This window comes from Ideonella sp. B508-1 (genome assembly GCF_000333615.1).
In the GTDB taxonomy this organism is placed as follows: Bacteria; Pseudomonadota; Gammaproteobacteria; order Burkholderiales; family Burkholderiaceae_C; genus Ideonella.
The window spans coordinates 1-26,396 of sequence record NZ_BADL01000261.1; the positions used below are offsets into that span (position 1 = coordinate 1).

27 protein-coding genes and 1 riboswitch are annotated in these 26,396 nt (G+C 70.8%); of the genes, 18 read left to right on the top strand and 9 right to left on the bottom strand.

Features of this window, described 5'->3' with window-relative positions:
* Positions 1 to 164: 164 nt before the first annotated feature.
* Positions 165 to 248, bottom strand: a riboswitch (S-adenosyl-L-homocysteine riboswitch).
* Positions 249 to 467: 219 nt separating this feature from the next.
* Positions 468 to 1,109 (top strand): cyclic nucleotide-binding domain-containing protein, encoded by a 642-nt coding sequence (locus I73_RS27375; protein ID WP_022980628.1) that lies wholly within the window; start codon positions 468 to 470, stop codon positions 1,107 to 1,109.
* On the opposite strand, the gene I73_RS10870 is transcribed toward I73_RS27375, so the two are convergent.
* Entirely contained in the window at positions 1,073 to 2,131 is a 1,059-nt protein-coding gene (locus tag I73_RS10870; RefSeq protein ID WP_022980629.1) for a homocysteine S-methyltransferase family protein, read from the bottom strand. The genes I73_RS27375 and I73_RS10870 overlap by 37 nt on opposite strands.
* A gap of 145 nt (positions 2,132 to 2,276) precedes the next feature.
* Here I73_RS10870 and I73_RS10875 point away from each other — a divergent pair, with 145 nt between their 5' ends.
* From I73_RS10875 to I73_RS10890, 4 genes are all read left to right on the top strand, one after another.
* Entirely contained in the window at positions 2,277 to 3,560 is a 1,284-nt protein-coding gene (locus tag I73_RS10875; RefSeq protein ID WP_026096588.1) for an HD-GYP domain-containing protein, read from the top strand.
* Complete coding sequence (locus I73_RS10880; RefSeq protein WP_022980631.1) at positions 3,557 to 5,659, top strand: GGDEF domain-containing phosphodiesterase; 2,103 nt, start codon at positions 3,557 to 3,559, stop codon at positions 5,657 to 5,659. The genes I73_RS10875 and I73_RS10880 overlap by 4 nt, the downstream gene beginning before the upstream one ends.
* A gap of 82 nt (positions 5,660 to 5,741) precedes the next feature.
* On the top strand, positions 5,742 to 6,059 hold the full coding sequence (locus I73_RS10885) for a DUF1840 domain-containing protein (RefSeq protein ID WP_022980632.1): 318 nt from the start codon (positions 5,742 to 5,744) through the stop codon (positions 6,057 to 6,059).
* Between the two features lie 9 nt (positions 6,060 to 6,068).
* Positions 6,069 to 6,728 carry a histidine phosphatase family protein gene (locus I73_RS10890; RefSeq protein WP_026096590.1) on the top strand — a complete coding sequence of 220 codons (660 nt, stop codon included), beginning with the start codon at positions 6,069 to 6,071 and terminating at the stop codon, positions 6,726 to 6,728.
* Positions 6,729 to 6,756: 28 nt separating this feature from the next.
* On the opposite strand, the gene I73_RS10895 is transcribed toward I73_RS10890, so the two are convergent.
* Genes I73_RS10895 through I73_RS10905 form a run of 3 tightly spaced genes read right to left on the bottom strand, consistent with a single transcriptional unit; the run spans position 6,757 to position 8,968 of the window.
* Positions 6,757 to 7,635, bottom strand: coding sequence for a DMT family transporter (locus I73_RS10895; RefSeq protein ID WP_022980634.1), 879 nt, complete (start codon positions 7,633 to 7,635; stop codon positions 6,757 to 6,759).
* A complete protein-coding gene (locus I73_RS10900) occupies positions 7,632 to 8,183 on the bottom strand; it encodes a phosphonate degradation HD-domain oxygenase (RefSeq protein ID WP_022980635.1) in 552 nt (183 codons plus the stop codon). The genes I73_RS10895 and I73_RS10900 overlap by 4 nt, the downstream gene beginning before the upstream one ends.
* A gap of 17 nt (positions 8,184 to 8,200) precedes the next feature.
* Entirely contained in the window at positions 8,201 to 8,968 is a 768-nt protein-coding gene (locus I73_RS10905; RefSeq protein WP_022980636.1) for a phosphonate utilization associated transcriptional regulator, read from the bottom strand.
* A 158-nt stretch (positions 8,969 to 9,126) separates the two neighbouring features.
* Here I73_RS10905 and I73_RS10910 point away from each other — a divergent pair, with 158 nt between their 5' ends.
* From I73_RS10910 to phnX, 6 genes are read left to right on the top strand one after another with little or no spacing between them, the layout of a single operon-like run.
* The gene (locus I73_RS10910; protein ID WP_026096592.1) at positions 9,127 to 10,161 is read left to right on the top strand and encodes a putative 2-aminoethylphosphonate ABC transporter substrate-binding protein; all 1,035 of its coding nucleotides are present in this window, start codon (positions 9,127 to 9,129) and stop codon (positions 10,159 to 10,161) included.
* Positions 10,162 to 10,177: 16 nt separating this feature from the next.
* Entirely contained in the window at positions 10,178 to 11,266 is a 1,089-nt protein-coding gene (locus I73_RS10915; RefSeq protein WP_022980638.1) for a putative 2-aminoethylphosphonate ABC transporter ATP-binding protein, read from the top strand.
* Positions 11,263 to 13,008, top strand: coding sequence for a putative 2-aminoethylphosphonate ABC transporter permease subunit (locus I73_RS10920; protein ID WP_022980639.1), 1,746 nt, complete (start codon positions 11,263 to 11,265; stop codon positions 13,006 to 13,008). Before I73_RS10915 ends, I73_RS10920 begins: the two co-directional genes overlap by 4 nt.
* A 41-nt stretch (positions 13,009 to 13,049) precedes the next feature.
* On the top strand, positions 13,050 to 14,159 hold the full coding sequence (locus I73_RS10925; RefSeq protein WP_022980640.1) for a 2-aminoethylphosphonate--pyruvate transaminase: 1,110 nt from the start codon (positions 13,050 to 13,052) through the stop codon (positions 14,157 to 14,159).
* A 4-nt stretch (positions 14,160 to 14,163) separates the two neighbouring features.
* Positions 14,164 to 14,862 carry an HAD family phosphatase gene (locus tag I73_RS10930; RefSeq protein ID WP_022980641.1) on the top strand — a complete coding sequence of 233 codons (699 nt, stop codon included), beginning with the start codon at positions 14,164 to 14,166 and terminating at the stop codon, positions 14,860 to 14,862.
* A gap of 21 nt (positions 14,863 to 14,883) precedes the next feature.
* Positions 14,884 to 15,699 carry a phosphonoacetaldehyde hydrolase gene (gene phnX, locus I73_RS10935; protein WP_022980642.1) on the top strand — a complete coding sequence of 272 codons (816 nt, stop codon included), beginning with the start codon at positions 14,884 to 14,886 and terminating at the stop codon, positions 15,697 to 15,699.
* Between the two features lie 38 nt (positions 15,700 to 15,737).
* Here the strand turns inward: phnX and I73_RS34590 are convergent, their stop codons facing one another.
* On the bottom strand, positions 15,738 to 17,681 hold the full coding sequence (locus tag I73_RS34590; protein ID WP_022980643.1) for a methyl-accepting chemotaxis protein: 1,944 nt from the start codon (positions 17,679 to 17,681) through the stop codon (positions 15,738 to 15,740).
* Between the two features lie 143 nt (positions 17,682 to 17,824).
* Entirely contained in the window at positions 17,825 to 18,898 is a 1,074-nt protein-coding gene (ruvB, locus tag I73_RS10945; protein WP_022980644.1) for a Holliday junction branch migration DNA helicase RuvB, read from the bottom strand.
* An 80-nt stretch (positions 18,899 to 18,978) separates the two neighbouring features.
* Here ruvB and I73_RS10950 point away from each other — a divergent pair, with 80 nt between their 5' ends.
* The 3 genes from I73_RS10950 to I73_RS27380 all read left to right on the top strand — a co-directional run bounded on the left by I73_RS10950 (position 18,979) and on the right by I73_RS27380 (position 20,697).
* On the top strand, positions 18,979 to 19,368 hold the full coding sequence (locus tag I73_RS10950; RefSeq protein WP_022980645.1) for a DUF2946 domain-containing protein: 390 nt from the start codon (positions 18,979 to 18,981) through the stop codon (positions 19,366 to 19,368).
* Positions 19,369 to 19,444: 76 nt separating this feature from the next.
* Positions 19,445 to 20,137, top strand: coding sequence for a Crp/Fnr family transcriptional regulator (locus I73_RS10955; RefSeq protein ID WP_022980646.1), 693 nt, complete (start codon positions 19,445 to 19,447; stop codon positions 20,135 to 20,137).
* A gap of 32 nt (positions 20,138 to 20,169) precedes the next feature.
* Positions 20,170 to 20,697, top strand: a complete 528-nt coding sequence (locus I73_RS27380; protein ID WP_234409478.1) for a copper chaperone PCu(A)C — start codon at positions 20,170 to 20,172, stop codon at positions 20,695 to 20,697.
* Positions 20,698 to 20,739: 42 nt separating this feature from the next.
* Here I73_RS27380 and ruvA read toward each other — a convergent pair whose 3' ends face one another.
* Positions 20,740 to 21,315, bottom strand: a complete 576-nt coding sequence (ruvA, locus tag I73_RS10965; RefSeq protein ID WP_022980648.1) for a Holliday junction branch migration protein RuvA — start codon at positions 21,313 to 21,315, stop codon at positions 20,740 to 20,742.
* Between the two features lie 53 nt (positions 21,316 to 21,368).
* Between ruvA and I73_RS10970 the strand changes: the two genes are divergently transcribed.
* Together I73_RS10970 and ybeY are read left to right on the top strand one after the other, a co-directional pair.
* Positions 21,369 to 22,352, top strand: a complete 984-nt coding sequence (locus tag I73_RS10970; protein WP_022980649.1) for a PhoH family protein — start codon at positions 21,369 to 21,371, stop codon at positions 22,350 to 22,352.
* Between the two features lie 27 nt (positions 22,353 to 22,379).
* Positions 22,380 to 22,844, top strand: coding sequence for an rRNA maturation RNase YbeY (gene ybeY, locus I73_RS10975; RefSeq protein WP_022980650.1), 465 nt, complete (start codon positions 22,380 to 22,382; stop codon positions 22,842 to 22,844).
* A gap of 21 nt (positions 22,845 to 22,865) precedes the next feature.
* On the opposite strand, the gene I73_RS10980 is transcribed toward ybeY, so the two are convergent.
* Entirely contained in the window at positions 22,866 to 23,987 is a 1,122-nt protein-coding gene (locus I73_RS10980; RefSeq protein ID WP_026096595.1) for a magnesium transporter CorA family protein, read from the bottom strand.
* Positions 23,988 to 23,997: 10 nt separating this feature from the next.
* Positions 23,998 to 24,933: a porphobilinogen synthase gene (hemB, locus tag I73_RS10985; protein ID WP_051049170.1), complete on the bottom strand. Its 936-nt coding sequence runs from the start codon at positions 24,931 to 24,933 to the stop codon at positions 23,998 to 24,000.
* A gap of 328 nt (positions 24,934 to 25,261) precedes the next feature.
* Between hemB and I73_RS10990 the strand changes: the two genes are divergently transcribed.
* Complete coding sequence (locus I73_RS10990) at positions 25,262 to 25,696, top strand: CopD family protein (RefSeq protein ID WP_022980653.1); 435 nt, start codon at positions 25,262 to 25,264, stop codon at positions 25,694 to 25,696.
* An 11-nt stretch (positions 25,697 to 25,707) separates the two neighbouring features.
* Positions 25,708 to 26,396: VanZ family protein (locus I73_RS10995; protein WP_022980654.1), on the top strand; the 689-nt coding region annotated here is incomplete at its 3' end.

Genomic DNA, 26,396 nt, shown 5'->3' on the forward strand with positions numbered 1-26,396 from the left:
CGATGTTGACGAACAGGCTCTGCGCGTCGATGGAGACCGGCTCGAGACGGGACAGGCGCATGGGCGGGGGAGCGAGGAGTTCGACAGGCATGGTGGCGGCGGCAGAAGAAAGGCGCGGACAACACCCTGGCGGGGGCAGCGGCAGACGCAACTCACCCACGGCACAGGGGTGAGCGTCGTTGAATTCTTCACCAAGCCTGACGCGAAGCCGTGGGTCTCACGCTCGCGCTGCAACGCTCCTTGGCGGATGGCGCAGGATTCTACCGGCAGCGTCGGCGCTGTGTTCGTCCGTGCGCTATGACGGGATGGGCGCCGGGCGCCATCCTCAAACGTGGGGATTGCGCTGCCGCCTGTTCAAGATGTCACACGGACTGTGTCAGTTAAGGGAGCGGGATGCTTCTTCCAGAGAGGTGATGGCATTCCGCGGCGACTTCCCGTACGCTGCGGCCAACTGTGTTTCGTTGCCCATGGCCTTCCAATTCCTGTCCGCCGATGAACCCTGGATGATCCAGGCGGCCGAGCTGTTGTGCCGGCCTTCGGTGCTGTCCGACCTGCGCAAGTCCGATGCGCGCTGCATCGTCTCCTACATGCGGCCCTGCCGCTTCGAGGACGGGGATGTGTTGCTGCAGGAAGGCGAGCAGGGCGAGAACGCCCACATGCTGCTGGTGCTGCATGGCGACGTGAGCGTGGAGACCTCGATGATGAGCCGGGAACAGCCGGTGGTGGTCACCGTGCTGGGGGAGGGCGGGCTGATCGGCGAGATGGCCCTGCTCGACGGCGCCCCGCGGGTGGCCACCTGCGTGGCCCAGTCCACCGTCATCTGCGCCAGCCTGACGCGGCGCGACCTGCGGCGGATGATGGACGACGAGCCGGTCGTGGCGGCCCGGCTGCTGGCCAGCATCGGTGAGCGGCTGGCCGAGCGTCTGCGCGAGGCCAACCGCCAGCAGCGGCTCTACCAGCAGCTGATGCGGGCCATGCAGGACGAGATCGACGAGCTGGGCCGGCAGTTGCAGTGCGTGATCGGCGGCTCGGTCCAGCGGGGACAGGCCGAGGCCGCCGCCGAGCGGGGCACTCAGCCGGCCAGCAGCTGGCCGAACAGCGGATCCTGAGGGTGGCGCGGCCGGTAGGGCCGCACCTTCTGCGCGATGGCGGCGATGTGGTCGGGCGTCGTGCCGCAGCAGCCTCCGACGATGTTCAGGAAGCCGGCCTTCGCGAAATCGGCCATCAGCCCGCCGGTGATCTCCGGGGTTTCGTCAAAACCCGTCTCGCTCATCGGGTTGGGCAGGCCGGCATTGGGGTAGCAGCTGATGCAGGTATCCGGGGCAATGCGCCCCAGCTCCTCGATGTAAGGCCGCATCAGCGCGGCACCCAGTGCGCAGTTCAGGCCCACGGCGATGGGCCTGGCGTGGCGCACCGAATGCCAGAAGGCCGCCACCGTCTGCCCCGAGAGGATGCGGCCCGACGCATCGGTGACCGTGCCGGAGATGATCACCGGCAGGCGCTCGCCGCTGCGCTCCATCACCTCGTCCAGGGCGAAGATGGCCGCCTTGGCGTTGAGGGTGTCGAAGATGGTCTCCACCAGGAACAGGTCCACCCCGCCGTCCAGCAGGGCCTGGGCCTGTTCGGCATAGGCGTCGCGCAGCTCGTCGAAGCTGATGTTGCGCGCCCCCGGGTCGTTCACGTCCGGGCTGATGCTGGCGGTGCGCGGGGTGGGGCCCAGGGCACCGGCCACGAAACGCGGCTGCTCCGGAGTGCTGAACTGGTCGGCGGCCTCGCGGGCGACGCGGGCGGCCGCCAGATTCATCTCCCGGGCCAGCGGGGCCAGGTCGTAGTCGGCCTGGGCCACCGAGGTGGCGCCGAAGGTGTTGGTCTCGATGATGTCCGCGCCGGCGGCCAGGTACTGCTCGTGGATCTCGCGGATCACGTCCGGGCGGGTCAGCACCAGCAGGTCGTTGTTGCCCTTGAGGTCCTTGGGGTGATCCTTCAGGGCGGCATTGCGGAAATCGGCCTCCTGCAGCTTGTAGCGCTGGATCATGGTGCCCATCGCCCCGTCGATGATGACGATGCGTTGGCGCAGCAGGGCCGGCAGGGCGGCGCCGCGCGTGTAGTGAAGCGGTGCGGGAGAACTCATTTCGTCATTTTAGGGAGTACGCTGTGCCCCGGCCCGCATGGGCCTGAATGGCGTCGGGTGGACTGGCTCAAGTTTCCCCGCCGAATGGCCGAAACAGATCCTGACGAGGTCGCCACCGAGGCGCGACTTCCTGGGAGGCACAGAAATGTCAGCAACGGCGATGGTGGCGGTCGAGGATTTGCGGGTGGGCATGTTTGTCCACCTGGATGTGGGCTGGATGTCCCATCCCTTCCCGCTGTCGAGCTTCAAGATCAGTTCGATCGAGCAGATCGAGGTGATCCGCGGTTTGGGTCTGAAGCAGCTGCGCTGGAGCCCTGAGCGCAGCGACCCCGAACCGGTGGCAGTACTGCCCGGCAATGCGGCGCCCGAGCCGGTCACGGCGGTGGAGCGGCCGGTTGATCCGGCCGAGGTTGCCCGCCGGGCCGAGGCCGCCTGGATCGAGCATCAGCAGTCCTCCCTGCGCGTCTGCGAGCGCCAGTACATGGAGGCCTGCCGCGATCTGCGCAAGATCACCGATCGCCTGGGCGCCGAGCCGCAACAGGCCCGGGAGGCCGCCGAACAGCTCTCGCGTGCCATGCTGGACAAGATGCTGGTGGAGGGCGACCTGTGCGTGCGCCTGCTGGGCGAGCCGCTGAGCGACCGGGCCACCGCCCATGCCATGAACGTCACCGTGGTCTCGCTGCTGCTGGCGCGTTCGCTGCAGATGGCCGAGCCCGATCTGCTGGACCTGGGCACCGGCGCCCTGCTGCACGACATCGGCAAGCTGGCGCTGCCCGAGCGCGTGCGCCTGCCGCGCGACGACTTCAGCACCGCCGAGCACGCCCTGTACCGCGACCACGTGGCCCAGGGCATCGTCCAGGGCCAGCGCATGGGCCTGAAGCCCGCCGCCCTGCTGGTGCTGGCGCAGCACCACGAATTCGCCGACGGCACCGGCTTTCCGCGCGCCTCCAAGCTGGAGAGCCAGTCGGTGCTGGCGCGGGTGGTGTCCATGGTCAACCTCTACGACAACCTCTGCAACGCGGCCATGCCCTCGCAGTCGCTGACGCCGCACGAGGCGCTCTCGCGCATGTTCGCCCAGTCGCGCAACAAGTTCGACGTGACCATCCTGAGCGGCTTCATCCGCCTGATGGGCATCTACCCGCCGGGCTCGGTGGTGCAACTCAGCGATGACCGCTACGCCACCGTCATGTCCATCAATGCCGCGCGGCCCCTGAAGCCGCGGGTGCAGGTCTACGACCCCAGCCGCTCCAGCAGCCGCGCGCTGCACCTGGACCTGGAGCAGACGCCGGATCTGGGCATCCGCCGCAGCCTGCGGGCCGACCAGCTCCCGGCCGCCGCGGCGGACTGCCTGGCCCCGCGCCTGAGGGTAGCCTATTTCTTCGACGTGGAACCGGTGACCGCCCCTGCGGACGCGCCGGCCCTGGTGTGATCCCGCGCGAGCCCGGTCTGCTGGCGGCCCCCGGGCTGCTGCTCGGTGCCGACCAGTGGCTGGAGGGCCTGGAGGGCCCGGCCTGGCTGGTCGACGCCAGCGACTGGACGGTTCGCCTGGTGAACCGGCCGGCCCTGGCCTGGCTGGGTCTCGGCCCCGCGCAATGCCTGGGCCAGCCGGCCGAAGCCCTGCTGCCGGGCCTGGAGGACCAGGTGTTCTGGTCCGAACTGCGTGCCGGACACCCGGGCCAGCTGGCCTCGGACACCGAGGTGCCGCGCCCGGACGGCCTGGCCCAGGTGCATCGCCGCATCGTGCCGCTGGGCGTGCCCGCGCGGGCCTACCTGGTGACGGTGCAGGACCGTAGCCGGGAGGCGCGCGCCGCCGCCGAGCGCGAAACCCTGCTGGCCGAGTTGCGCGCCACGCTGGAATCCACTGCCGACGGCATCCTGGTGCTGGACACGGCCGGCCGCATCCGTGCCTTCAACCGGCGTTTCGCCCAGCTGTGGGACCTGCCCGAGGCCGCCCTGGCCGAGCCGGCCGATGCCGCGGTGCTGGACTGGATGCGCCGCTCGGTGCTGCAGCCCGAGGCCTACCAGCAGCGGGTGGATGAAATCAATGCCCAGCTGCTGGTCAGCGGCACCGACACGGTGGCCCTGCTCAACGGCCGCCTGCTGGAGCGCTACACCCAGCCGCAGTGGAGCCAGGGTCGGCCGATTGGCCGGGTCTATTCTTTCCGGGAGCTGGCGCGCAGCCGCGCCCTGGCCGCGGTGTCCGCGGGCGCCAGTGGCCTGGACGGTGTCACCGGCTGGCCCAACCGGCACCGCTTCCTCGAAGAGCTGGACGAGGCGGTGCTGCAGGCCCGGGACGATGGCCAGCCGCTGGCCGTGCTGGTGGTCGAATTCGACCGCCATGCCCTGTTCGCCACCGATGGCTCGGCGCGGGCGCGCGGCATGGACGAACTGGTGGAGGCCTTGCGCGCCACGGTGCGCGAGCCGGCCCAGGTCGGTCGCCTGGGGGCCTCGCGCTTCGCGGTGCTGCTGCGTCCGGCGGGGGAATCCGCCGCCGAGGCCCTGGCCCGCCGGCTGGTGCAACTGGCCACCCGGCCGGGGCCGGCGCTGCTGGCCACGGCCGGCCTCAAGGTCCATGTGGGGGGGGCGGTCTATCCGCAGGCCGGCTGGTGCGGCGAGGAGTTGCTGCAGCATGCCGAGAAGGCCTTGCAGCGCGCCCGTGGCGCCGGCGTGGCTGGCTGGGAGCTGCACCGCGGCAGCACGGAACAGGTGCACGAGGGGCGGCGTCAGCAGCGTCTGGAGCAGGCGGTGCGCGAAGGCCTGTCCAGCACGGCCTTTCGCCTGCAGTTCCAGGCGCGCTTTGCCAGCGCCAGCGGGGAAATCCAGGCCATGGAGGCCCTGCTGCGTTGGCAGGACCCGCAGGAAGGTCTGATGCTGCCGCCGCGCTTCATGCCCCTGGCCGAGCGGGCCGGCCTGATGCGGGCCCTGGACGACTGGGCGCTGGAGCAGGCCGTTCAACACGCCGTGGCCTGGGCGCGCAAGGGCTGGCAGCAGGCGCTCACGGTCAACGTCAGTGGCGAGACCCTGGCCGAGCCGGCCTATGCCCGGCGCGTGGCCGCGGTGCTGGCCCATGCCGGCTGGCCGGCGCGCCAGCTCGAGCTGGATGTCACCGAGACCGCCCTGCGCCGCGACCCCGAGGCGGCCCTGAGCAACCTCGACGCCCTGCACCGGCTGGGCGTGCGTCTGGTGCTGGACGACTGGGGCCTGGCCGACTGCGCCCTGGGTTGGCTGCGGCGCGTGCCCTTCACCGCGGTCAAGATCGACCGGCGCCTGCTGCGGGCCGTGCCCGACCATGGGGCCGAGGCCGAGCTGGTGCGCGGTCTGACCCAGGTGGCCCGGGCCATGGGCCTGCAGGTGCTGGCCGAAGGGGTCGAGCACGAGGCCCAGCGGGTCTTCGTCACCGACACCCTGGGTTGCCAGGGCTGGCAGGGCCTGCTGGGTTCGGCCGCGCTGGACCCGCGGGCCTGCGAGCGGGTGCTGGCCCGCCAAGCGCGCCAGGTGGCGGCGCTGACCGGCACGGGCGGACGCTGAGCGGCGCCAGGCCGGCGGGGTGGGCACAATCGCGGTTGAGCCGCCCGGTCTTGCGGGCGCGCGCCAGCCAGGACTGTCCGCCATGTACAAATTCCGCAGCCAGGCCGCTGCCGACCTGATCATGCTCACCCCCACCGGCGACCGCGTGCTGGCGCTGCTGGGCCGTGAACCCGCGTCCAAGGGCATCATCGAGGTCGCCGACATGGCCCAGGCCATCGAGCGGCTGAGCGCAGCGGTGGCCGCCGACGAGGCCGCGCGCCAGCAGGCCCCCTCCGATGAAGAGCAGGGCGAGGCCCACCGGCCGGCCGAGGCCGTCTCGCTGCGCCAGCGCGTCTGGCCCCTGGTCCAGATGCTGCGCACCTGCCAGGCGGCCGACGAGCCCATCGTCTGGGGAGTCTGAGCGATGAGCATGACCGAACCCACCCGCCTGATCGCCATCCGCCACGGCGAGACCGAATGGAACGTCGGCACCCGGCTGCAGGGGCAGATGGACGTGCCGCTGAACGCCCGTGGCCAGGAGCAGGCCCGCCGCGTGGGCCAGGCCCTGCAGCACGACGCCCCGCAGGTGCTGGTCAGCAGCGATCTCTCGCGTGCCCGCCAGACGGCCGAGGCGGTGGCCGCCGCCACCGGCCTGCCGCTGCAGCTGGACGCGGGTCTGCGCGAGCGCCACTTCGGCATCTGGCAGGGCCACACCTACCAGGAGGTCGAGGCCGGCTGGCCCGCGCAGAGCGAGCGCTGGCGCCGACGCGAGCCCGATTTCGGCCCGGAGGGCGGCGAGACCCTGCAGCAGTTCTTCGACCGCGTGGTGGCCAGTGCCACCCGGCTGGCCCGGGCCCATGCCGGCCAGACCCTGGTGCTGGTGGCCCATGGCGGCGTGCTGGACTGCCTGTACCGCGCCGCCTCGCGCATCGCGTTGAATGCGCCCCGCACCTGGGAACTGCCCAACACCGGCGTGAACCGCCTGCTGTGGACCGGCGAAGGCTTCACCCTGGTGGGCTGGGGCGATGTGCACCACCTGGACGACGAGGCCCGGGACGAGTCGGCCGACCGCGTGGGTCACGCGGCCTGAGTGGCCCAGGCGCTTCAGTCCGGGCCCTTCAGCCCAGGCGCAGCAGCACGACCCCGCCGACGATGACCCCGGTGCCCATGGCCCGCTGCCAGCCGAAGGGCTCGCGCAGCAGCCAGGTGCCCAGCAAGGCGGCGAACAGCACGGAGGTTTCGCGCAGCGCCGCCACCATGGCCACCGGCGCGTGGGTCATGGCCCACAGCGCGATGCCGTAGCTGCCCAGCGAGGCGGTGGTGCCCAGCAGCGCCACCGGCCAGCGCCGGGCCGCATAGGCCCGCACCGGGGCCAGGTCGGCGCGGCGCTGCCACAGCACCAGGCCCAGGTAGGGCAGGCCGTCGAAGAGGAAGAGGGCCGAGACATAGGCCGGCGCGTTGCCGCTCACCCGCACCCCGATGCCGTCCACCAGCGTGTAGGCGGCGATGAACAGCGCATTGGTCAGGGCGTAGCGCAGCGCGGTGCGCCGGCGGGCCTCGTCGCCCCGGCCGCGCAGGGCACTGCGCGACAGGCCCAGGGTCAGCACCCCCGCGCACAGCGCGAACACCCCCAGCCAGGCCAGCGGCGACAGGCCCTCGCCGATCACGGCATGGCTGGCCAGCGCCACCAGCAGCGGTGCGCTGCCGCGCATCAGCGGGTAGGTCAGGCCCAGGTCGCCATGCCGGTAGGCCCCGGCCAGCGAGGTGTAGTAGCCGATGTGGATCAGCGTGGAGCCCAGCACATAGGGCCAGGCGGCGGCTGGCGGCGGGCCGAACACGGCCAGCAGGGGCAGGGCCGTCACCGTGCCCAGGCCGTGGATCAGGGCGGTGTCCAAGGCCTTGTCCTCGGAGGACTTGATCAGGGCATTCCAGCTGGCGTGCAGGGCCGCGCCCAGCAGCACGGCCAGCAGCACCCCGCCGCTGATGTCGAGGCTCATGGGGTCAGGCTGCAGCGGCGCGCGATGGCCAGGTAATGGGCCAGGGAGGGTGTCTCGAGGGCGGGCTGCTTGGCCAGGTCGTCCCACAGGCGCAGGCGCAGCGCGTCCTCGGCGTGGGGCCGGGCCTGGAAGGCCTGGGCCTGCGCCGCGTCGAACACGCCGCCCTGCAGTGCCAGGCTGCGCTGCGAGTCGGCCGACAGGGCTTCCAGGTAGCCCGGTCGGGTGGCGCACAGGCAGCGCTTGGCGTCCACGTGCAGCGAGATCGCGTCCAGCACCCGGTCGGCGAACACCCCGCGCAGAAAGGGCAGGGCCACGAACTGGTGCAGGTCGTCGATGCCGCGCAGGGTCGGGGTCTCGCCCTGGTCGTTGAGCAGGTGGCCCAGGTCGTGCAGCAGGGCCGCGGTGATGAGCTCGTCGTCCGCGCCGTCCTGTTCGGCCAGCCAGGCCGATTGCAGGGCGTGTTCACGCTGGGTCACGGGCTCGCCGCTGTACTGGGCATCGCCCTTGTGCAGCAGCAGCCATTCGATGTCGGCAAGGCTGAGGGCCATGGGGCAGTGTTCCGGGTTCAGGCGCCGCGGCGGGCGGCGCTGCGGGGGCGGGACGGTCGGGTGGGGGTGGCGGAGACTGCAGGCAGCGGGGCCTCGCCGCCTTCGGCCGGCAGGCCGTGCTTGATGCGGGTGCGCTCACGGCTGGCCATCACATGGTCGAACATGGCGCGGCCGGCGGCCTCCACATCGCCCGCGGCGATGGCCTTGACGATCTGCCGGTGCTCCTTGGCGTAGACGGCCATGCTCTCGGGCGTGAGGTTCTGGCGCCGGAACAGCATCAGCTCCTTGGTCAGCTTGCGGTAGACGGCGGTGAGCTTGGCGTTGCCGGCCAGGGTCAGCATCAGATCGTGGAAGGCCAGGTTGGCGTCGTGGAAGGCCGGCGCGTCATGGGCCTTGGCGGCAGCCTCCATGGTCTCCACGCTGCGGCGCAGCTCGCGCACCTGTGCCACCGCCAGCGTCTGCGCCAGCTTGCGGCCCACATGGGCGTCCATCAGGGCCCGCACCTCGAAGATCTCCAGCGCCTCTTCGACCGGGATCTCTCGCACGAAGACGCCGCGGTTCTTCTCGGTGCGGACCAGGCCGGCTTCCTCGAGCATGCGAAAGGCCTCGCGCACCGGGCCGCGCGACACGCCCAGCTCGTCGGCCAGCGCAGCCTCGGTCAGCTTGTCGCCGGCCTGCAGCGTGCCTTCGAGGATCTTGCGCTCGATCGCGGCCTGCACCAGGTTGGCCAGCGAGTTGCACTGAAGCTGTGCGATGGTGGGGGGGGCGGGGGGTTTCGCGCTCATGGTGCTCGAAGTGTAGACGAGCCTCGATGACAGATTGTCAACAATCTGCAATCAACCATCTCCAGAATGAATTGGTCCCGAACTTGCTCAGGCGATGTCACGCGCCTGTCATGTCTGCCGGCCACAAGACGGTGGTCACCCACATCCTGGAGATTGCGATGAAATTCTGGAAGTCGATCCTGGCCGGCCTGATGGGCGCGGCGCTCTCCGTCGGCGCGCAGGCCGAGAAGACCACGCTGACCGTCTACACCGCGCTGGAAACCGATCAGCTCAAGGCCTATCAGACCGCCTTCAACGAAGCCAACCCCGACATCGAGATCAAGTGGGTGCGCGACTCCACCGGCGTGATCACCGCCAAGCTGCTGGCCGAGAAGGCCAACCCGCAGGCCGACGTGGTCTGGGGCGTGGCCGCCTCCAGCCTGGCCCTGCTGGACATCAACGGCATGCTGGAGCCCTACGCCCCGCTCAACCTCGACGCCATCATGTCGCAGTACCGTGACAAGAAGACGCCGCCGGCCTGGTTCGGCATGGATGTCTTCGGTGCCACCATCTGCTTCAACACGGTCGAGGCCAAGAAGCGCGGCATCCCGGCGCCCACCAGCTGGAAGGACCTGACCAAGCCCATCTACAAGGGCCAGATCGTGATGCCCAACCCGGCCTCCTCGGGCACCGGCTACTTCGACGTCAACGCCTGGCTCAAGCTCTGGGGCGACGACAACGGCAAGGGCGGCGGCTGGAAGTACATGGACGCGCTGCACGAGAACATCGCCCAGTACACCCACTCGGGCTCCAAGCCCTGCAACATGGCCGCCTCGGGCGAGTACGTGGCCGGCATCTCCTTCGAGTACCGCGGCTACAGCAACAAGGCCAAGGGCGCCCCCATCGAGCTGATCTTCCCGAAGGAAGGCCTGGGCTGGGACCTGGAGGCCTTCGCCATCCACAAGGGCACCAAGCACCTGGCCGCGGCCAAGAAGCTGGCCGACTGGGCCTCGAGCAAGGACGCCATGTATCTGTATGGCAAGAACTTCGCCATCACCGCGCAGCCGGGCGTGGCGCCCAAGCTCAAGGGCATCCCGGACGACTATGAGCAGCGCCTGGTGAAGCTGGACTTCGCCGAGTCCGCCGCCAACCGCGCCCGCGTGCTGGCCGAGTGGACCCAGCGCTACGACGGCAAGAGCGAGAAGAAGAAGTAATTCCGAGGGGGCATCCATGACGCAGTCCCCGGCCTACCTGACCCTGCAGGGGGTTCGCAAGCGCTTTGGCGGCTTCACCGCGCTGGAGGACATCGACCTGTCCATCCAGCGGGGCGAGTTCGTCTGCTTTCTCGGGCCGTCGGGCTGCGGCAAGACCACCTTGCTGCGCATCGTGGCGGGGCTGGAGGCCCACAGCGGCGGCACGCTGGTGCAGGACGGGCGGGACATCTCCCGCCTGCCGCCGGCCCAGCGTGACTACGGCATCGTCTTCCAGTCCTATGCCCTGTTCCCCAACCTGAGCGTGGCCGACAACGTGGCCTACGGTCTGGTCAACCGGCGCCAGCCGCGCGAGCGCATCGATGCCCGCGTGGCGGAGCTGCTGGCGCTGGTGGGCCTGCCCGGCAGCGGGGCCAAGTTCCCGGCCCAGATGTCCGGCGGCCAGCAGCAGCGGGTGGCCCTGGCCCGTGCCCTGGCCACCTCGCCGGGCCTGCTGCTGCTGGACGAGCCGCTGTCCGCGCTGGACGCCATCGTGCGGGTGCGCCTGCGCGAGGAATTGCGCGCGCTGCAGCGCCGCCTGGGCGTGACCACCATCATGGTCACGCACGACCAGGAGGAGGCGCTCTCGGTGGCCGACCGCATCGTGGTGATGAACCAGGGCCGCATCGAGCAGGTCGGCACCCCGATGCAGATCTACCGCGAGCCCGCCTCGGCCTTCGTGGCGGACTTCGTCGGCAAGGTCAACCGCCTGCCAGCCATCGCCGAAGGCGAGCGCTGGTTTCGCAGCGGCGACTTCCGCTGGCAGTGCCCGCCGGGGCAGGGGGCCGAGTTCCGCAGCGGCGCCTCGGTCTGGCTCTACCTGCGGCCCGAGGACCGGGTGCTCGACGGCTTGGTGGCCGACCACCCCGAGGCCTGCGAAGGCCGGGTGCGCCAGGTGGAATTCCTGGGTGGCAACTGCCTGGCCGAGGTGGACCTGCCCGGCCTGCCCACGCCGCTGCAACTGCAGTTCTCGCTCAACCAGATGGACGAGTACCAGGTGCGCGAGGGCGGCACGCTGCGCTTTGCCCTGCGCAGCGACCGCCTGCGCGTCTTCCCGGCGGCCGCATGAGCGCACGTTCCCTGTCTGCCGAGGCGGGCGCCGTGGTGCCGGCCGCCGCCCCGGCCCTGCGCCTGCACTGGACGGACTGGCTGGCCCGTGCCGGCCTGCTGGCCCTGGCCGCCCTGCTGGGCGTGGGCCTGGTGGGGCCGCTGCTGGCCCTGCTGGGCCAGGCTTTCGAGCCCGGCGTGGTGGACGGCCAGCGCCAGGGTGCCTGGCAGCACTTCATGGCCTACCTGGCTTCGCCGGCCCTGCTGGACAGCCTGTGGCACAGCCTCTGGGTGTCGGTGCTGGTCACGCTGATCGTGCTGCCCCTGGCCTTCACCTTCGCCTATGCGCTCACCCGCAGCGCCATGCCGGCCAAGGGCCTGTTCCGCACGCTCAGCCTGGTGCCACTGCTGGCGCCCTCGCTGCTGTCGGCCATCTCCCTGATCTACTGGTTCGGCAACCAGGGCCTGGCCAAGGACCTCTGGCTGGCCCTGGGCTTCGACGGCATCTACGGCGCGCCCGGCATCGTGCTGGCCGAGTGCTTCGCCGTCTTCCCGCACACGCTGATGATCCTGGTCACCGCGCTGGCCCTGGCCGACGCGCGCCTGTACGAGGCCGCCGCCGCCCTGGGCACCTCGCGCTGGCGGGTCTTCTTCACCGTCACGCTGCCGGGGGCCAAGTACGGCCTCATCTCGGCCGCGCTGGTCACCTTCACCCTGGTCATCACCGACTTCGGCGTGCCCAAGGTGGTGGGGGGCGACTTCAATGTGCTGGCCACCGATGTGTTCAAGCTGGTCATCGGCCAGCAGGACTTCCAGCGTGGCGCGGTGGTGGCCCTGCTGCTGCTGGCCCCGGCCCTGCTGACCTTCGGCGTGGACCACTGGGTGCAGCGCCGCCAGACCGCCCAGGTCGGCGCCCGCGCGGTGCCGCTGGTGCCGCGCCGCTCGGCCGGCTTCGATCTGCTGATGACCGCCTACTGCAGCCTCATCGCCCTCTTGATGCTGGCCATGGCCGGCATGGCGGTCTTCGCCTCCTTCGTGGCTTTCTGGCCCTACAACCTCACGCTCAGCCTGGACCACTACACCATGGGCCTGGTGGACGCCGAGCTGGGCGACGCGCTCCTCAACAGCCTGAAGCTGGCCACGGCCACCGCGCTGATCGGGCCGGTGGTGGTCTTCCTGGGTGCCTACCTGCTGGAGAAGACCCGCGGCTGGGCCGCGTTGCGCCCCCTGCTGCGCCTGATGGCCATGCTGCCCATGGCCGTGCCCGGGCTGGTGCTGGGCCTGGGTTCCATCTTCTTCTTCAACGCGCCGACCAACCCGCTGCATGGCCTCTATCAGACCGGCGCGCTGCTGGTGCTGTGCACCGTGGTGCACTTCTACACCACCGGCCACCTGACGCTGGTGACCGCACTGAAGGCGCTGGACCCGGAGTTCGAAGCCGTCTCGGCCTCGCTGAAGGTGCCCTTCACCACCACGCTGCGCCGGGTCACGCTGCCCATCTGCCTGCCCGCGCTCATCGACGTCTCGCGCTACTTCTTCGTCAACGCGATGACGACGATCTCGGCCGTGGTCTTCCTCTACACGCCGGACACCAAGCTGGCCTCGGTGGCCATCCTGAACCTGGACGAGGCCGGCGAGATCGGCCCGGCCGCCGCGATGGCGGTGCTGATCATGGCCACCTCCCTCACCGTCAACGGGCTCTACCTGGCGCTGGGCGCCTGGGCCCAGCGCCGCACCCAGGCTTGGCGCCAGCCGGCGCGCTGACGCCGCGCTCCCTCTTGTCTCTTCCGCATCCGCCGCTCACCATGGACCGCGACAACATCCTGCTCACCCCCGGCCCGCTGACCACCAGCCTGCGCACCAAGCTGGCCATGCTCAAGGACTGGGGCTCCTGGGACGCCGACTTCAACGCCCTGACCGCCCGGGTGCGCCGCGGCCTGCTGGACATCCTGCACGGCAGCGACAGCCATGTCGTCGTGCCCCTGCAGGGCAGCGGCACCTTCAGCGTGGAGGCGGCGGTGGCCACCGTGGTGCCGCGCGACGGTCACCTGCTGGTGCTGGACAACGGCGCCTATTGCAAGCGCATGGCCAAGCTGGCCACCCTGATGGGCCGGCGCACCACCGTGCTGTCCTTTGCCGAGGACGGGCCGGTGGACCCGGCCGCGCTGGCCCAGCGCCTGGCCGAAGACCCCAGCATCACCCACGTCGGCCTGATCCACTGCGAGACCGGCACCGGCGTGGTCAACCCGCTGGCCGAGGTGGCCGCCGTGTGCGAGGCCGCCGGCTGCGGGCTGATCGTCGATGCGATGAGCTCCTTCGCCGCCCTGCCCATCGATGCCCGTGCGGTGCGCTTCGACGCCCTGGTGGCCGCCAGCGGCAAGTGCCTGGAAGGCGTGCCCGGCATGGGCTTCGTGTTCCTGCGCCGGGCCATCCTGGACGGCTGCGCCGGCCGCAGCCACTCGCTGGCCATGGACCTGCACGACCAGCACCACTACATGGAACGCACCGGCCAGTGGCGCTTCACCCCGCCCACCCATGTGGTGGCCGCGCTGGCCTGCGCGCTGGACCAGTACGAGGAAGAGGGCGGCCAGCCGGCCCGCCTGGCCCGCTACACCGCCAACTTCGACACCCTGATGGCCGGCATGGCGGCCCTGGGCTTCGACACCTTCCTGGCGCCCGAGCACCTGTCGCCCATCATCGTCACCTTCCATGCGCCGAAGGACCCGCGCTACGGCTTTGCGGCCTTCTACGCCGGGGCCAAGGCCCACGGCTTCATGCTCTACCCGGGCAAGCTGACCGAGGTCGAGACCTTCCGCGTCGGCTGCATCGGCGCCATCGGCCCTAAGGAGATGCAGCAGGCCGTGGACGCGGTGGCCCACACCCTGGCCGGCATGGGCCTGTCGCGGGCGGACTGAAGGCATGGGCGACACCTTGGCCCTGTTCGACCTGGACCACACCCTGCTGACGGGGGACAGCGACACGCTGTGGTGCGACTTCCTGGTGGCCCGCGGCCTGCTGGGGTCGGACTTCGCCGAGCGCAACGCGGCCCTGGCCGCCGGCTACCGCGTCGGCACCGTGGGGGTGGAGGCTTTCTGCCGCTTCTACGCGGGCACGCTGGCCGGCCGTGCACTGGCCGACTGGGCGCCGCTGCTGCAGGACTTCCTGGACGAGGTGCTGCGCCCGCGCATCCCGGCTTCGGCCCAGGCCCTGGTGCAGCAGCACCGGGCGCAGGGCCACCGCCTGCTGCTGACCAGCGCGACCAACCGGGTGCTGGCCGCGCCCAGCGCGGGCGAGCTGGGTTTTGCCGAGCTGCTGGCCACCGAGCTGGCGGTGGACGGCGCGGGCCGCTTCACCGGCGAACTCTGCGGCACCCCCAACATGCGCGAGGGCAAGGTCGCCCGGCTGCAGGCCTGGCTGGCCGGCCAGGGCCTGGCGCCTGACGAGGCCGGGCAGGCCCTGGGCCGGGCCTGGTTCTACAGCGACTCGATCAACGACCTGCCGCTGCTGCTGGCCGTGGGCCACCCGGTGGCGGTGGACCCGGACCCGCGTCTGGCCCACGAGGCACGCCAGCGCGGCTGGCCGGTGTTGGCACTGGCGCGGGACGCCCACGCTCCTTGAAGAACCCACCAGGAACACACCATGCACACCCCTGCCAACACCCTGACCGCCGTGGTCTTCGACTGGGCCGGCACCATCCTCGATTTCGGCTCCCGTGCTCCCATGGGCGCCTTCGTGCGCCTGTTCGATCAGTTCGGCATCACGCTGAGCATTGCCGAGGCGCGCGGCCCCATGGGCATGGCCAAGTGGGACCACATCCGCGCCCTGGGCGATCTGCCCTCGGTGGCCGCCCAGTGGCAGGCCCGCTACGGCCGGCCGTTGACCGACGCCGACGTGGACCGGCTCTATGAGGTCTTCACGCCGATGAACGCGGCCGTCATCCCGGACTTCGCCGACATCATCCCCGGCGCCCTGGAGACGGTGGCCGCCCTGCGGGCCCGGGGCCTGAAGATCGGCTCCACCACCGGCTACAACCGGCCCATCATGGAGGTGGTCACCCGTCTGGCCAGTGCCGCCGGCTACACGCCGGACAACCTGGTCTGCGCCGGCGACCTGGCCGCCGGCCGGCCCACGCCGCTGATGATGTACCGCTGCTTTGCCGACCTGGGCGTGTGGCCGCCGCACACCGTGGTCAAGGTGGACGACACCGGCGTCGGCCTGGCCGAGGGGCGCAACGCCGGCTGCTGGACCGTGGGCGTGGCTGTCAGCGGCAATGCGGTGGGCCTGTCCCGCGCGGAATGGGAGGCGCTGCCGGCCTCAGAGCAGCAGGCCCTGCGCGAAAAGGCCCGGGCCCAGTTGCTTTCCGAAGGCGCGCATGTGGTGGTGGACAGCGTGGCCGATCTCCTGCCGGTGCTGGACGACATCCAGGCCCGGCTGGCCCGCGGCGAGCGTCCCTGATCGCCGCGGCGTGCGGGCCCCCGGCGGGGCCTGCGCGCTCAGCGGCCCAGGCGGAAGACCGAGACCGCCTGCTGCAGCTGTTCGGCCTGGCTTTGCAGGCTGTCGGCCGCCGCGGCCGTCTGCTCCACCAGGGCCGCGTTCTGCTGCGTGGCCTGGTCCATCTCCCGCATGGCCTGGCCGGCGTCGCTCACGCCCACGCTCTGCTGCTGGCTGGCTTCGCTGATCTCGCCGACGATGTCGTTGACGCGGCGGATCGAATCGACCACGCCCTGCATGGTCCGACCGGCCACGCCGGCCAGGGCATTGCCCCTTNCGACCCGCTGCACGCTGGCGTCGATCAGCCCCTGATCTTCGCGGGCCGCCCCGCCGCTGCGCTGGGCCAGGGTGCGCACCTCGCCGGCANNCACGGCAAAGCCGCGGCCCTGCTCGCCGGCCCGGGCGGCTTCCACCGCGGCGTTCAGGGCCAGGATGTTGGTCTGGAAGGCGATGCCGTCGATCACGCCGATGATGTCGGCCATCTTCTGGCTGGCCTGGTGGATGTCGCGCATCGTCGCCACCACGTTCTCGACCACGCCGCCGCCCTGCTGGGCCACGGCGCTGGCGGCCTGGGCCAGCTGGCTGGCCTGGGCCGCATTGGCCGCACTGTGGCGCACGGTCTCGGTGATCTGTTCCATCGTCGAGGCTGTGCGCTGCAGATGGGCGGCGGTGGTCTCGGTGCGCTGGGACAGGTCGCCGTTGCCGCTGGCGATCTCTCGGCTGGCGGTGGCAATGGCATCGCTGGCCTGCCGCACGTCGTGCAGGCGCGCCGCCACCCGGTGGCGCACGGTTTCCAGGCTGTGGGCCAGCTGGCCCACCTCGTCCTGGCGGCCTTCATGCACGGCCTGGCTGAAGTCGCCCTCGGCCAGCCGGCCCAGGTCGGTTTGCAGGGCGGCCAGGGGGCGGCTGATGAAGTGGCGGGCCGCCCAGCCCATGGCCAGGGCGGCCAGGGCCATGCCGCCGCCCAGCACGCACCACAGTGTGATCAGGTCGCTGCGGGTGCCGGCCATCATCGCGGTCTCGGGGATCTCGGTGACCACGGCCCACTGCCACTTGGGTTGCCAGACCCAGGCCAGGTGGTGCCGCTCCCCGATCGGGCCCAGGCCGGTGGCCTCGGTCCAGCCGGGCAGGTCGCCGGCGGTCTGCCCCGCGTTCACCGCGTTGCGGATGGCGCTCACCACCGGGGCGTCGGCGGCCAGTCGCGCTCCGCTTGAGGCCAGGCCGAACACGGTGCCCAGCGTCGGGCCTTCGCGCAGGTCCAGGGCATAGGCCCGGCTCTCGCCGCGGCCGGCGCGCTGGAAGGCCTCGCCCAGCATCTTCTGCTGCACCGTCATCTCCGAGCCGATGAACAGCGAGCCGATCACCTTGCCGGCCTGCACCACCGGTTCGTAGAGGGTCATGTAGGTGCGGCCGAACAGCACCGCCCGGCCGGAGAAGGACTGGCCGGCGTTGAGCCGGGCCCAGGCCGGGTGCTTGCGGTCCAGCAGCGTGCCCACGGCGCGGCTGCCGTCCTCTTTTTTCAAGCTGGTCACCAGGCGCCGGTAGTCCTCGCCCTGGCGCACGAAGACGGTGGCCACGCCGCCGGTGGACTGGGCAAAGGCGTCGACCGCGCTGAAGTCGTCATCCAGCGGGATGCCGCCCATCATCAGCGTGGTCTTGCCGTCGGCCTGACCGGTGGTGAGCAGCTCCGGTGGCAGCTTCTCCTTGAGCAGCGAGAAGGCCTTCTTGGCGGCCTCGGCGCCGCTGGCGTCCACCTCGTCGATGGTGTGAGCCAGGGCCTCGGCCTCGTGGTGCAGGGCCGCCACCTGGTCCTCGTGCTCGCGGGTCCACATCCGGGCCGAGAAGCCGCCCAGCAGGACCAGAAGGATCGAACAGGCCAGACCGGCACTCAGCAGGATCTTGGTGCTGACGCGCCACTGGGCATGGGCGAACGTGGGCATCTTCATGGAATGTCTCCCTCGAATGCAGGCACCCCGCGGCACCGTTGCCGAGGGGAAGCCCGTGTTATCGGTGAAAACCCCGAGGGATGAAGTCGGGAAAAGAGCCGGCGTTCGGCCGGAAATGGCCCGGCGTGACGTTTTGCCTTATGTCAAGACTGAAAGAGCTCGCCGTCACGGCCGGGCGGGGTGAGTCCCAGGTGGCGCCAGGCCAGCAGCGTGGCCACCCGCCCGCGCGGGGTGCGCTGCAGAAAGCCCTGCTGGATCAGGTAGGGCTCGATCACGTCCTCGATGGTGTCGGGCTCCTCGCCGATGGCCGCGGCCACGTTGTCCAGGCCCACCGGGCCGCCATCGAAGCGGTGCACCACCGCTTCCAGCAGCTTGCGGTCCATCAGGTCGAAACCCACCGGATCCACGTCCAGCATCTTCAGCGCGGCATCGGCCATGGCCCGGGTGATGCGGCCGGTGCCCTTCACGTCGGCGTAGTCACGCACCCGGCGCAAGAGGCGGTTGGCGATGCGGGGCGTGCCGCGGCTGCGGCGGGCGATCTCCATCGCGCCCTCGGGGTCGATCGGCGCGTTGAGCAGGCCGGCCGAGCGGGTGACGATGCGGGCCAGCTCCTCGGCGGTGTAGAACTCCAGCCGGGCGACGATGCCGAAGCGGTCGCGCAGCGGGTTGGTGAGCATGCCGGCGCGGGTGGTGGCACCCACCAGCGTGAAGGGCTGCAGGTCCAGCTTGATCGAGCGGGCGGCCGGGCCTTCGCCGATCATGATGTCGATCTGGTAGTCCTCCAGCGCCGGGTAGAGGATTTCCTCGACCACCGGGGAGAGCCGGTGGATCTCGTCGATGAAGAGCACGTCGTTCTTCTCGAGGTTGGTCAGGATGGCCGCCAGGTCCTTGGGTTTCTCGAGCACGGGGCCGCTGGTCTGGCGCAGGTTCACGCCCAGCTCGCCGGCGATGATGTGCGACAGCGTGGTCTTGCCCAGGCCGGGCGGGCCGAACAGCAGCACATGGTCCAGCGCCTCGCTGCGCTTCCGGGCTGCGCCGATGAAGATCTCCAGCTGTTCGCGGGCCTTGGTCTGGCCGACGTACTCCTCCATCGCCTTGGGCCGCAGGGCCCGCTCCAGGGCCTCCTCCTGCGGGGTGGCGGTGTCGGCCGTCACCACCCGGGCGCTGCGCGCCGGCGGAGGAGGGAAGGCGCCGAAGTCGTCGGTCTGGATGGACATACAGTCATTATCACTGCCGTCCCCGGGACTGACCAAGCGCAATGTGCCCCGGGGAGCCGCATGACTAGAATCAAGCCACGATGCTGAGCCTGCTGCGCCATCGCTGCCGTCGCCTGTCCTGGGTCGCCTTCCTGGCGATCTTCGGGCTGGTGTTCGCGCCGACGATCTCGCATGCCGTGGCCCTGGCCACCACGGGCGGGGCCTGGACGGACATCTGCTCGGCCCAGGCCGATGGCCCCCGTGGGCCAGGTGCGGCTCCGGCAGGCCCCAGTCTGCCCGGTGCCGTGGACCACTTCCAGCACTGCCCCCTGTGTGGCCTGGGCGCCGCCCCGGCGCTGCCACCGGCCGCCCCGGACATGCCGGCCCCGCAGGGCCTGCGCGATGGCCTGCCCGCACTGGCCGGGCAGGCGCGGGCGCCGCTCTTCGCCTGGGCCTCGGCCCAGCCGCGCGCACCACCGGCTTTCCTCTGACCGGGTCCGGGCCTGGGCCCGGCCGTCTGCGGCGCACCCTTGGGGGGCGCCCCCATCCGTCAGATGAAAGCTCACCATGGAACCCATCCTGATCACCGCCGCGGGGACGCCGTCCCCCGGCCCGGGCGCCTGCCTGCCGCATGACCTGGCCGCAGGCAGCCTGCTGGCCCCGCCCGAGGACGACCGGCGCCTGTGGCGCCTGACCGAGGGCGCCCTGCGCCTGGACCGGCTGGCCGACGCCGAATCCGCCGGAAGCACCTTCATCCAGCTGCTGCTGCCGGGCGACCTGGTGGGGTTGGCGGCGCTGACCGGCGTCCCCGCGCGCTACCAGGCCCGTGCCCTGGTGGCGAGCCGGCTGCAGCCGCTGCCCCTGCCCGAGTCGCTGGCCGGCTGGCCGCTGCTGGCCGACGGCCTGCGCCAGCAGCAACACCGGGTCGAGGACCTGGTGCGGCTGCGCAGCGGCACCGCGCAGGAGCGCTTCAAGCACCTCTTGCTGCTGCTGGTGCCCGAGGCCTCGCGGCGGGAGGGCGACGTGTCGGTGTGGCCATTGCCCACGCTCAAGGACATGGCCGCCATCATCGACACCGCGCCCGAGACCGTCTCGCGCATCCTGGGCCACCTGCGCCGCCAGCACCTGCTGGACGACCGGCAGCGCCAGGTGGCGAGCTTCAGCCCCACGCGGCTGCGCGAGGTCGAATGGCCCGCCGGCATGACCCGCACCGACCGCAACCCCAAGCGCCGCCGAGCGGCCGACGCCTGGGTCGCTTGACCCTGTTCGTTTTTTCACCCGAGGACCTGACCATGACCCCTGTTCGTACCTCCCGCTGGATGAAGGCCACCGCCGTGGCCGCCCTGAGCCTGGGCTTTGCCACCTTGGCCCTGGCACAGACCACCGTCGCCGAGCCCTGGGTGCGCGGCACCGTGGCCACGCAGAAGAGCACCGGCGCCTTCATGCGCATCACCTCTGCCCAGGGCGGCAGCCTGGTGGGCGTGAGCTCGCCGGTGGCCGGCGTGGTGCAGGTGCACGAAATGAAGATGGACGGCGGCGTGATGAAGATGGGGGCGGTCGACGCGCTGGCGCTGCCGGCCGGCCAGGCCGTGGAGCTCAAGCCCGGTGGCTACCACGTGATGCTGATGGACCTGAAGCAGCCGCTGCAGGCCGGTGACACCGTGCCGCTGACCCTGACCGTCAAGAACAAGGACGGCAAGACCGAGACGGTGGAGGTGAAGGCCCCCGTGCGGGCGCTGGGCGCGCCTGCCGGCATGCCGATGGGCGGCGCTTCGGGCGCCATGCCCATGCACGACCACATGCACATGCAGGGCCAGTGAGCCCGGCTTCCCCGGGCCCGGCCTGGGGGGCCTCCCCGGGGCTCAGCCCAGGGCCTTGAGCGCGAGCTTGATGCCTTCGGACACGCCGACGTCGGCCGGCAGCTTCTTGAGCGCCAGGCCGGCGTCCTTCTCGCTGTAGCCCAGGGCCACCAGGGCCTGGACGATGTCGGCCTGGGCGTCGCTGGCCACGCTGGCACCGGCGGGGGCGCCCAGGTCCGGGCCCAGCTTGCCCTTCAACTCCAGCAGCAGGCGCTCGGCCGTCTTCTTGCCGATGCCCGGGACCTTCTGCAGCCGCGCGCCTTCCTGGCGCGAGACGGCGCCGGCCAGGTCGGCCACCGACATGCCCGAGAGCACCGACAGCGCGGTGCGCGGGCCGATGCCGCTGATCTTGACCAGCTCGCGGAAGGTCTGGCGCTCCTCGGCACTGAGGAAGCCGTAGAGCAGTTGGGCGTCCTCGCGCACCACGAAGTGGGTCAGCAGCGTGACCTTCTCGCCCAGCCCGGGCAGGTTGAAAAACGTGCTCATCGGGACGTCGACCTCGTAGCCCACGCCGCCGACGTCGATGAGCACCTGGGGCGGGGCCTTTTCCGCCACGATGCCTGTGAGGCGTCCGATCATGGCGGGGGATTATCGTTTGCCGGACAATCCCGGCCCGACTCCTGATTGCGCCCATGCTGCTGCGACACACCTTTTCCCCGCTGGACAACACCCGCCTGTCGCACCTGTGCGGCCCGCTGGACGAGCATCTGCGCCTCCTGGAGGCGGTGCTGCCGGTGACCATCACCCGGCGCCAGGGCGCCTTCCGCATCGAGGGCAGCAAGCGCGACAGCGAGAAGGCCCTGGGCCTGCTGACCTCGCTCTACGAACGGGCCAAGAAGCCCATCAGCGCCGAGACCTTCCAGCTGGCGCTGGACGACGTGCGCCGGGGCGACCTGCCGGCCCACGCGCCTTCGGCGGCCGAGGGCGACATCGTGCTGCACACCCGGCGCGCCGACCTGACCGGTCGCACGCCCAACCAGCTGCAGTACCTGCAGCACATCCTGTCGCACGACATCAGCTTCGGCATCGGCCCGGCCGGCACCGGCAAGACCTTTCTGGCGGTGGCCTGCGCGGTGGACGCCCTGGAGCGCAGCACGGTGCAGCGCATCATCCTGACCCGCCCGGCGGTGGAGGCGGGCGAGCGCCTGGGCTTTCTGCCGGGCGACCTGACGCAGAAGGTGGACCCGTACCTGCGCCCACTCTACGACGCGCTGTACGACCTGATGGGCTTCGACCGCGTGACCAAGGCCTTCGAGCGCGGCACGCTGGAGATCGCCCCGCTGGCCTTCATGCGCGGGCGCACGCTCAACCACGCCTTCGTCATCCTGGACGAGGCGCAGAACACCACGCCGGAGCAGATGAAGATGTTCCTCACCCGCATCGGCTTCGGCGCCAAGGCGGTGATCACCGGCGACATCAGCCAGATCGACCTGCCGCGCGGCATGCCCAGCGGCCTGGTGGACGCGGCCCAGGTGCTCAAGAACGTCAAGGGCATCGCGATGACCCGCTTCACCGCGGCCGACGTGGTGCGCCACCCGCTGGTGGCCCGCATCGTCGAGGCCTACGACGCCCAGCAGGCCCAGCGCGAACAGCTGAGCAAGGCCGAGCGCCGCTGATCCTTTTCTTCTCGACCTGAACCGCCCATGTCCGCTGCCCTGCCCACGCTGAGCCTGTCCCTGCAGTTCGCCGATGCGCGCCACCGCGACCAGCTGCCGCGCCACACCGTCATCCGCTGCATCCGCCATGCGCTGGCGGCGCCGGCCGAGATGACGGTGCGCATCGTCGATGCCGAGGAGGGCCAGGCCCTCAACCGCGAATACCGCGGCAAGGACTACGCCACCAATGTGCTGACCTTCGACTATGCGCAGGAACCGGTGGTGATGGCCGACCTGGTGCTGTGCGCGCCAGTGGTGGCGAAAGAGGCGCGCGAGCTGCGCATCCCGGTGGCCGAGCACTACGCCCACCTGCTGGTGCACGGCACCCTGCACGCCCAGGGCTGGGACCACGAGACCAGCGAGGAAGATGCCGAGGCCATGGAGGCCTACGAGACCGAGATCATGCTGGGCCTGGGCCTGAAGGACCCCTACCGCAAGCGCCGCGGCGCCTGACTTCGCTTCAGTCCGGCGGCTTCAGTCCGGTGACTGCCGCGTGCCCAGGTAGCGCTTGCGCCAGAACAGGCCGCCCAGCCCCAGGCCGGTGGCGGCCATCACGCCCACCGCGATCCAGAAGCCGTCCTGCTTGTGGATCAGCGGCAGCCCTTCGAAGTTCATGCCGAAGATGCCGGTGATCAGGTTCAGCGGCAGGAAGATGGCGGTCAGCACGGTGAGCGTGCGCATGATGTCGTTGGTGCGCTGACCGACCGCCGAGAAGTGCATCTGCACCGCGGCCTCGGAGGCCTGCTCCAGCCGCCGCACATGGGTCAGCACCCGCTCGATGTGCTCCAGCACGTCCTTGGAGCGCACCCGCAGCAGCTCGCGCTCGCGCTGCCCCGCCGCGTTCTCGGCCGCCGGCCACTCGTCCAGCGCGTCGATCCATTCCTGGATGGCGCTGCGCTGGTCCTCGCTGGTGTCCTCCAGCCGGTGCAGGGCCTCGCGCGACTGCAGGATGATGTGCCAGCCCGCGAAGCGGCTGCGCGGGCGCAGCAGCTCGGCCTGCAGGGCGGCGAAATGGCGGGTCAGCACCCGGCGCAGCTCCAGGTAGCTGTCCACCATGTGGTTGACCATGCGCAGCATCTGCTCGGCCGGGCTGGTGGGCAGGCGGCCGCTGCCGCGCAGGTCGGTCTCGCGCGACTGCTGTGACAGGCGCTGGGCGAAGTATTCGCGCACCAGGCAGTCCTCCGGGTGCACCGTCACCAGCACCCGGTCGAACACCGCGAAGCCCACCGGGCTGGTGTCGATGGCCGTGGCCGGCAGCGGGCCCAGCACCGGGGGCGTGGCCTCGTCCTCGGCCTGGGTCGGCCGGTTGCCGTTCTGCCCGTTGGCGCCGCCGGCGGCCAGCCGGCGGAACACCAGCAGGTCGTACCAGGAGGTGTCCTCGTAGTGCGAGGGCAGCTGGGGGTTGAGCAGGTCGCTCAGGTGCAGGTCCACCAGGCCCGCGCCCACCCAGCGCTGCAGCTGGCGCTGCAGCATCGGGATGGCGTCCTCGAAGGCCCGGCGGCTGAAGCTCAGCCACAGATAGCCCGTCGGCGGCAGGGCCTCCGGCGGCTCGGACAGGGCGTCCGAGCGCTCCGGCGTGATGTGGAAGACCCGCATCGGCGGCAGGTCAGCCGTGCTGGCGCAGGAGGCGGGCGGCATCCAGGGCGAAGTAGGTGAGCACGCCGTCGGCCCCGGCGCGCTTGAAGGCGATCAGCGACTCCATCATCACCTTGTCGTGGTCCAGCCAGCCGTTCTGGGCGGCGGCCTTGATCATCGCGTACTCGCCGCTGACCTGGTAGGCGAAGGTGGGCAGGCGGAACTCCTGCTTCACGCGCCAGAGCACGTCCAGGTAGGGCAGGCCGGGCTTGACCATGACCATGTCGGCGCCCTCGGCGATGTCCAGCGCCACCTCGCGCAGGGCCTCGTCGCCGTTGGCCGGGTCCATCTGGTAGTTGAACTTGTCGGACTTGCCCAGGTTGCCGGCGCTGCCCAGCGCATCGCGGAAGGGGCCGTAGAAGGCCGAGGCGTACTTGGCCGAGTAGGCCATGATGCGGGTGTGGATGTGGCCGGCGGCCTCCAGCGCGCTGCGGATCGCGCCGACGCGGCCGTCCATCATGTCCGAGGGCGAGACGATGTCCACGCCGGCTTCGGCATGCGAGAGCGACTGCTTGACCAGGATCTCGCTGGTGATGTCGTTCTGCACGTAGCCGTGCTCGTCGATGATGCCGTCCTGGCCATGCACCGTGTACGGGTCCAGCGCCACGTCGGTCATCACGCCCAGCTCGGGCAGGCGGGCCTTGAGTGCGCGCACCGCCCGCTGGGCCAGGCCCTCGGGGTTGAAGGCTTCGGCGGCGTCCAGGCTCTTGGCGGCCGGGTTGATCACCGGGAAGATGTCCAGTGCCGGCACGCCCAGTTCCAGGGCCTGCTCGCCCACCTTCAGCAGCTCGTCGATGGACAGGCGCTCCACGCCCGGCATGGAGGGAATGGGCGCGCGGCCGGGGATGTCGTGCACGAAGACCGGCAGGATGAAGTCGGCCGGGCTCAGACGGTGCTCGCGCACCATGGCGCGGCTGAAGGCGTCGCGACGCAGGCGGCGCGGGCGGTTGGCGGGAAACAGAGGGAGGTTCACGGTGATCCTTCGGCGCGCGGGGCACGCGCGGCGCGCGCGTTCGTGATGTTTTGCTGACGGCTTTGTATGGTACAGACCCTGGCAGGGTGTTACGATCTGTAGTGAGTCGGGCCTCCGGGCCGGGCTCCCTGCTTTTCCTCCCTGAGCAGGTGCCTTCACGTGATGACAGCGTCAAGGCTTTTCAGCCCCGGTCCTCGACCGGGGCTCTTTCTTTGGGGCTTTGGTTTCGGTTCCGTCACGGGGCGCGGCTCATAATCCCCGCATGAGCAACCTCTACCTCTGGGTCAAGGCCTTCCACATCATCTTCGTGGCGAGCTGGTTTGCCGGCCTGTTCTACCTGCCCCGCATCCTGGTCAACCTGGCCATGGTGCCGCAGGAGAGCCATGCCGAGCGCGAGCGCCTGCTGTTGATGGGCCACAAGCTCTACCGCTTCGCCACCCTGCTGGCCGTGCCGGCCATTCTGCTGGGCCTGTGGCTGTGGCTGGGTTTCGGCATCGGCAAGGGCCAGGGCTGGATCCACGCCAAGCTGCTGCTGGTGCTGGGTGTGATCGGCTACCACGTGCATTGCCGCAAGTTCCTGCGCCAGTTCGAGCAGTTTGCCAACCGCCATGACCACCGCTGGTTCCGCTGGTTCAACGAAGCCTCGGTGCTGCTGTTCGCCGCCATCGTCATCCTGGTGGTGGTCAAGCCCTTCTGAGGAACCTGGCCGTGGCGCACCCTGAAGCGGCACGGGAGACCCTGCCGCAGCGCGGCAGCGGCCAGTTGAGCACGGCGATCCCGCTGGCCCTGTTGTTCACGGGGCTGATCGTCTACGCCAGCCTCTTTCCTTTCAGCGGCTGGAGCTGGCCCAGCCACCTGGGCTGGCTGGAGATCGTCCAGCTGCCCATGCCGCCCTGGCGAGACCATTTCGACATGGTGGCCAACCTCCTGGGCTATGCGCCGCTGGGCATGCTGGTCTACCTGGCCGGGGTGCGCAGCCACCTGCGCTGGCCGCTGGCCTGGCTCCTGGCGGCCGGCAGTGCCTCGCTGCTGTCCTACACGATGGAGGTGACCCAGCAGTTCCTGCCCGGGCGCTTCCCGTCGCTGCTGGACTGGCTGCTCAACACGGCCGGCGCGGTGGTTGGCGCGTCCCTGGGCGGCGCCCTGCAGGCCCTGCGCCTGATCGACCGCTGGCAGGCCACGCGGGAGCGCTGGTTTTGGCGCCGCAGCCGGGGGGCCCTGGTGCTGCTGCCGCTGTGGCCGGTGGGCCTGCTGTTTCCGCTGCCCCTGCCGCTGGGCCTGGGCCCGAGCTGGTCGCGCATGCAGGATCAGCTGGTGGACTGGCTGCTCGATGTTTCCTGGGCCCAGGGCCTGCTGGAGTGGGTGAGTGACATCCCGGTGCCGCAGGACCGGCTGCC

Bases quoted from the DNA above. Each gene is read 5' to 3' on its own strand.
- I73_RS27375 (WP_022980628.1), top strand. From the start codon at position 468: ATGGCCTTCCAATTCCTGTCCGCCGATGAACCCTGGATGATCCAGGCG.
- I73_RS10870 (WP_022980629.1), bottom strand. From the start codon at position 2,131: ATGAGTTCTCCCGCACCGCTTCACTACACGCGCGGCGCCGCCCTGCCG.
- I73_RS10875 (WP_026096588.1), top strand. From the start codon at position 2,277: ATGTCAGCAACGGCGATGGTGGCGGTCGAGGATTTGCGGGTGGGCATG.
- I73_RS10885 (WP_022980632.1), top strand. From the start codon at position 5,742: ATGTACAAATTCCGCAGCCAGGCCGCTGCCGACCTGATCATGCTCACC.
- I73_RS10890 (WP_026096590.1), top strand. From the start codon at position 6,069: ATGACCGAACCCACCCGCCTGATCGCCATCCGCCACGGCGAGACCGAA.
- I73_RS10895 (WP_022980634.1), bottom strand. From the start codon at position 7,635: ATGAGCCTCGACATCAGCGGCGGGGTGCTGCTGGCCGTGCTGCTGGGC.
- I73_RS10900 (WP_022980635.1), bottom strand. From the start codon at position 8,183: ATGGCCCTCAGCCTTGCCGACATCGAATGGCTGCTGCTGCACAAGGGC.
- I73_RS10905 (WP_022980636.1), bottom strand. From the start codon at position 8,968: ATGAGCGCGAAACCCCCCGCCCCCCCCACCATCGCACAGCTTCAGTGC.
- I73_RS10910 (WP_026096592.1), top strand. From the start codon at position 9,127: ATGAAATTCTGGAAGTCGATCCTGGCCGGCCTGATGGGCGCGGCGCTC.
- I73_RS10915 (WP_022980638.1), top strand. From the start codon at position 10,178: ATGACGCAGTCCCCGGCCTACCTGACCCTGCAGGGGGTTCGCAAGCGC.
- I73_RS10920 (WP_022980639.1), top strand. From the start codon at position 11,263: ATGAGCGCACGTTCCCTGTCTGCCGAGGCGGGCGCCGTGGTGCCGGCC.
- I73_RS10925 (WP_022980640.1), top strand. From the start codon at position 13,050: ATGGACCGCGACAACATCCTGCTCACCCCCGGCCCGCTGACCACCAGC.
- I73_RS10930 (WP_022980641.1), top strand. From the start codon at position 14,164: ATGGGCGACACCTTGGCCCTGTTCGACCTGGACCACACCCTGCTGACG.
- phnX (WP_022980642.1), top strand. From the start codon at position 14,884: ATGCACACCCCTGCCAACACCCTGACCGCCGTGGTCTTCGACTGGGCC.
- ruvB (WP_022980644.1), bottom strand. From the start codon at position 18,898: ATGTCCATCCAGACCGACGACTTCGGCGCCTTCCCTCCTCCGCCGGCG.
- I73_RS10950 (WP_022980645.1), top strand. From the start codon at position 18,979: ATGCTGAGCCTGCTGCGCCATCGCTGCCGTCGCCTGTCCTGGGTCGCC.
- I73_RS10955 (WP_022980646.1), top strand. From the start codon at position 19,445: ATGGAACCCATCCTGATCACCGCCGCGGGGACGCCGTCCCCCGGCCCG.
- I73_RS27380 (WP_234409478.1), top strand. From the start codon at position 20,170: ATGACCCCTGTTCGTACCTCCCGCTGGATGAAGGCCACCGCCGTGGCC.
- ruvA (WP_022980648.1), bottom strand. From the start codon at position 21,315: ATGATCGGACGCCTCACAGGCATCGTGGCGGAAAAGGCCCCGCCCCAG.
- I73_RS10970 (WP_022980649.1), top strand. From the start codon at position 21,369: ATGCTGCTGCGACACACCTTTTCCCCGCTGGACAACACCCGCCTGTCG.
- ybeY (WP_022980650.1), top strand. From the start codon at position 22,380: ATGTCCGCTGCCCTGCCCACGCTGAGCCTGTCCCTGCAGTTCGCCGAT.
- I73_RS10980 (WP_026096595.1), bottom strand. From the start codon at position 23,987: ATGCGGGTCTTCCACATCACGCCGGAGCGCTCGGACGCCCTGTCCGAG.
- hemB (WP_051049170.1), bottom strand. From the start codon at position 24,933: ATGGTGCGCGAGCACCGTCTGAGCCCGGCCGACTTCATCCTGCCGGTC.
- I73_RS10990 (WP_022980653.1), top strand. From the start codon at position 25,262: ATGAGCAACCTCTACCTCTGGGTCAAGGCCTTCCACATCATCTTCGTG.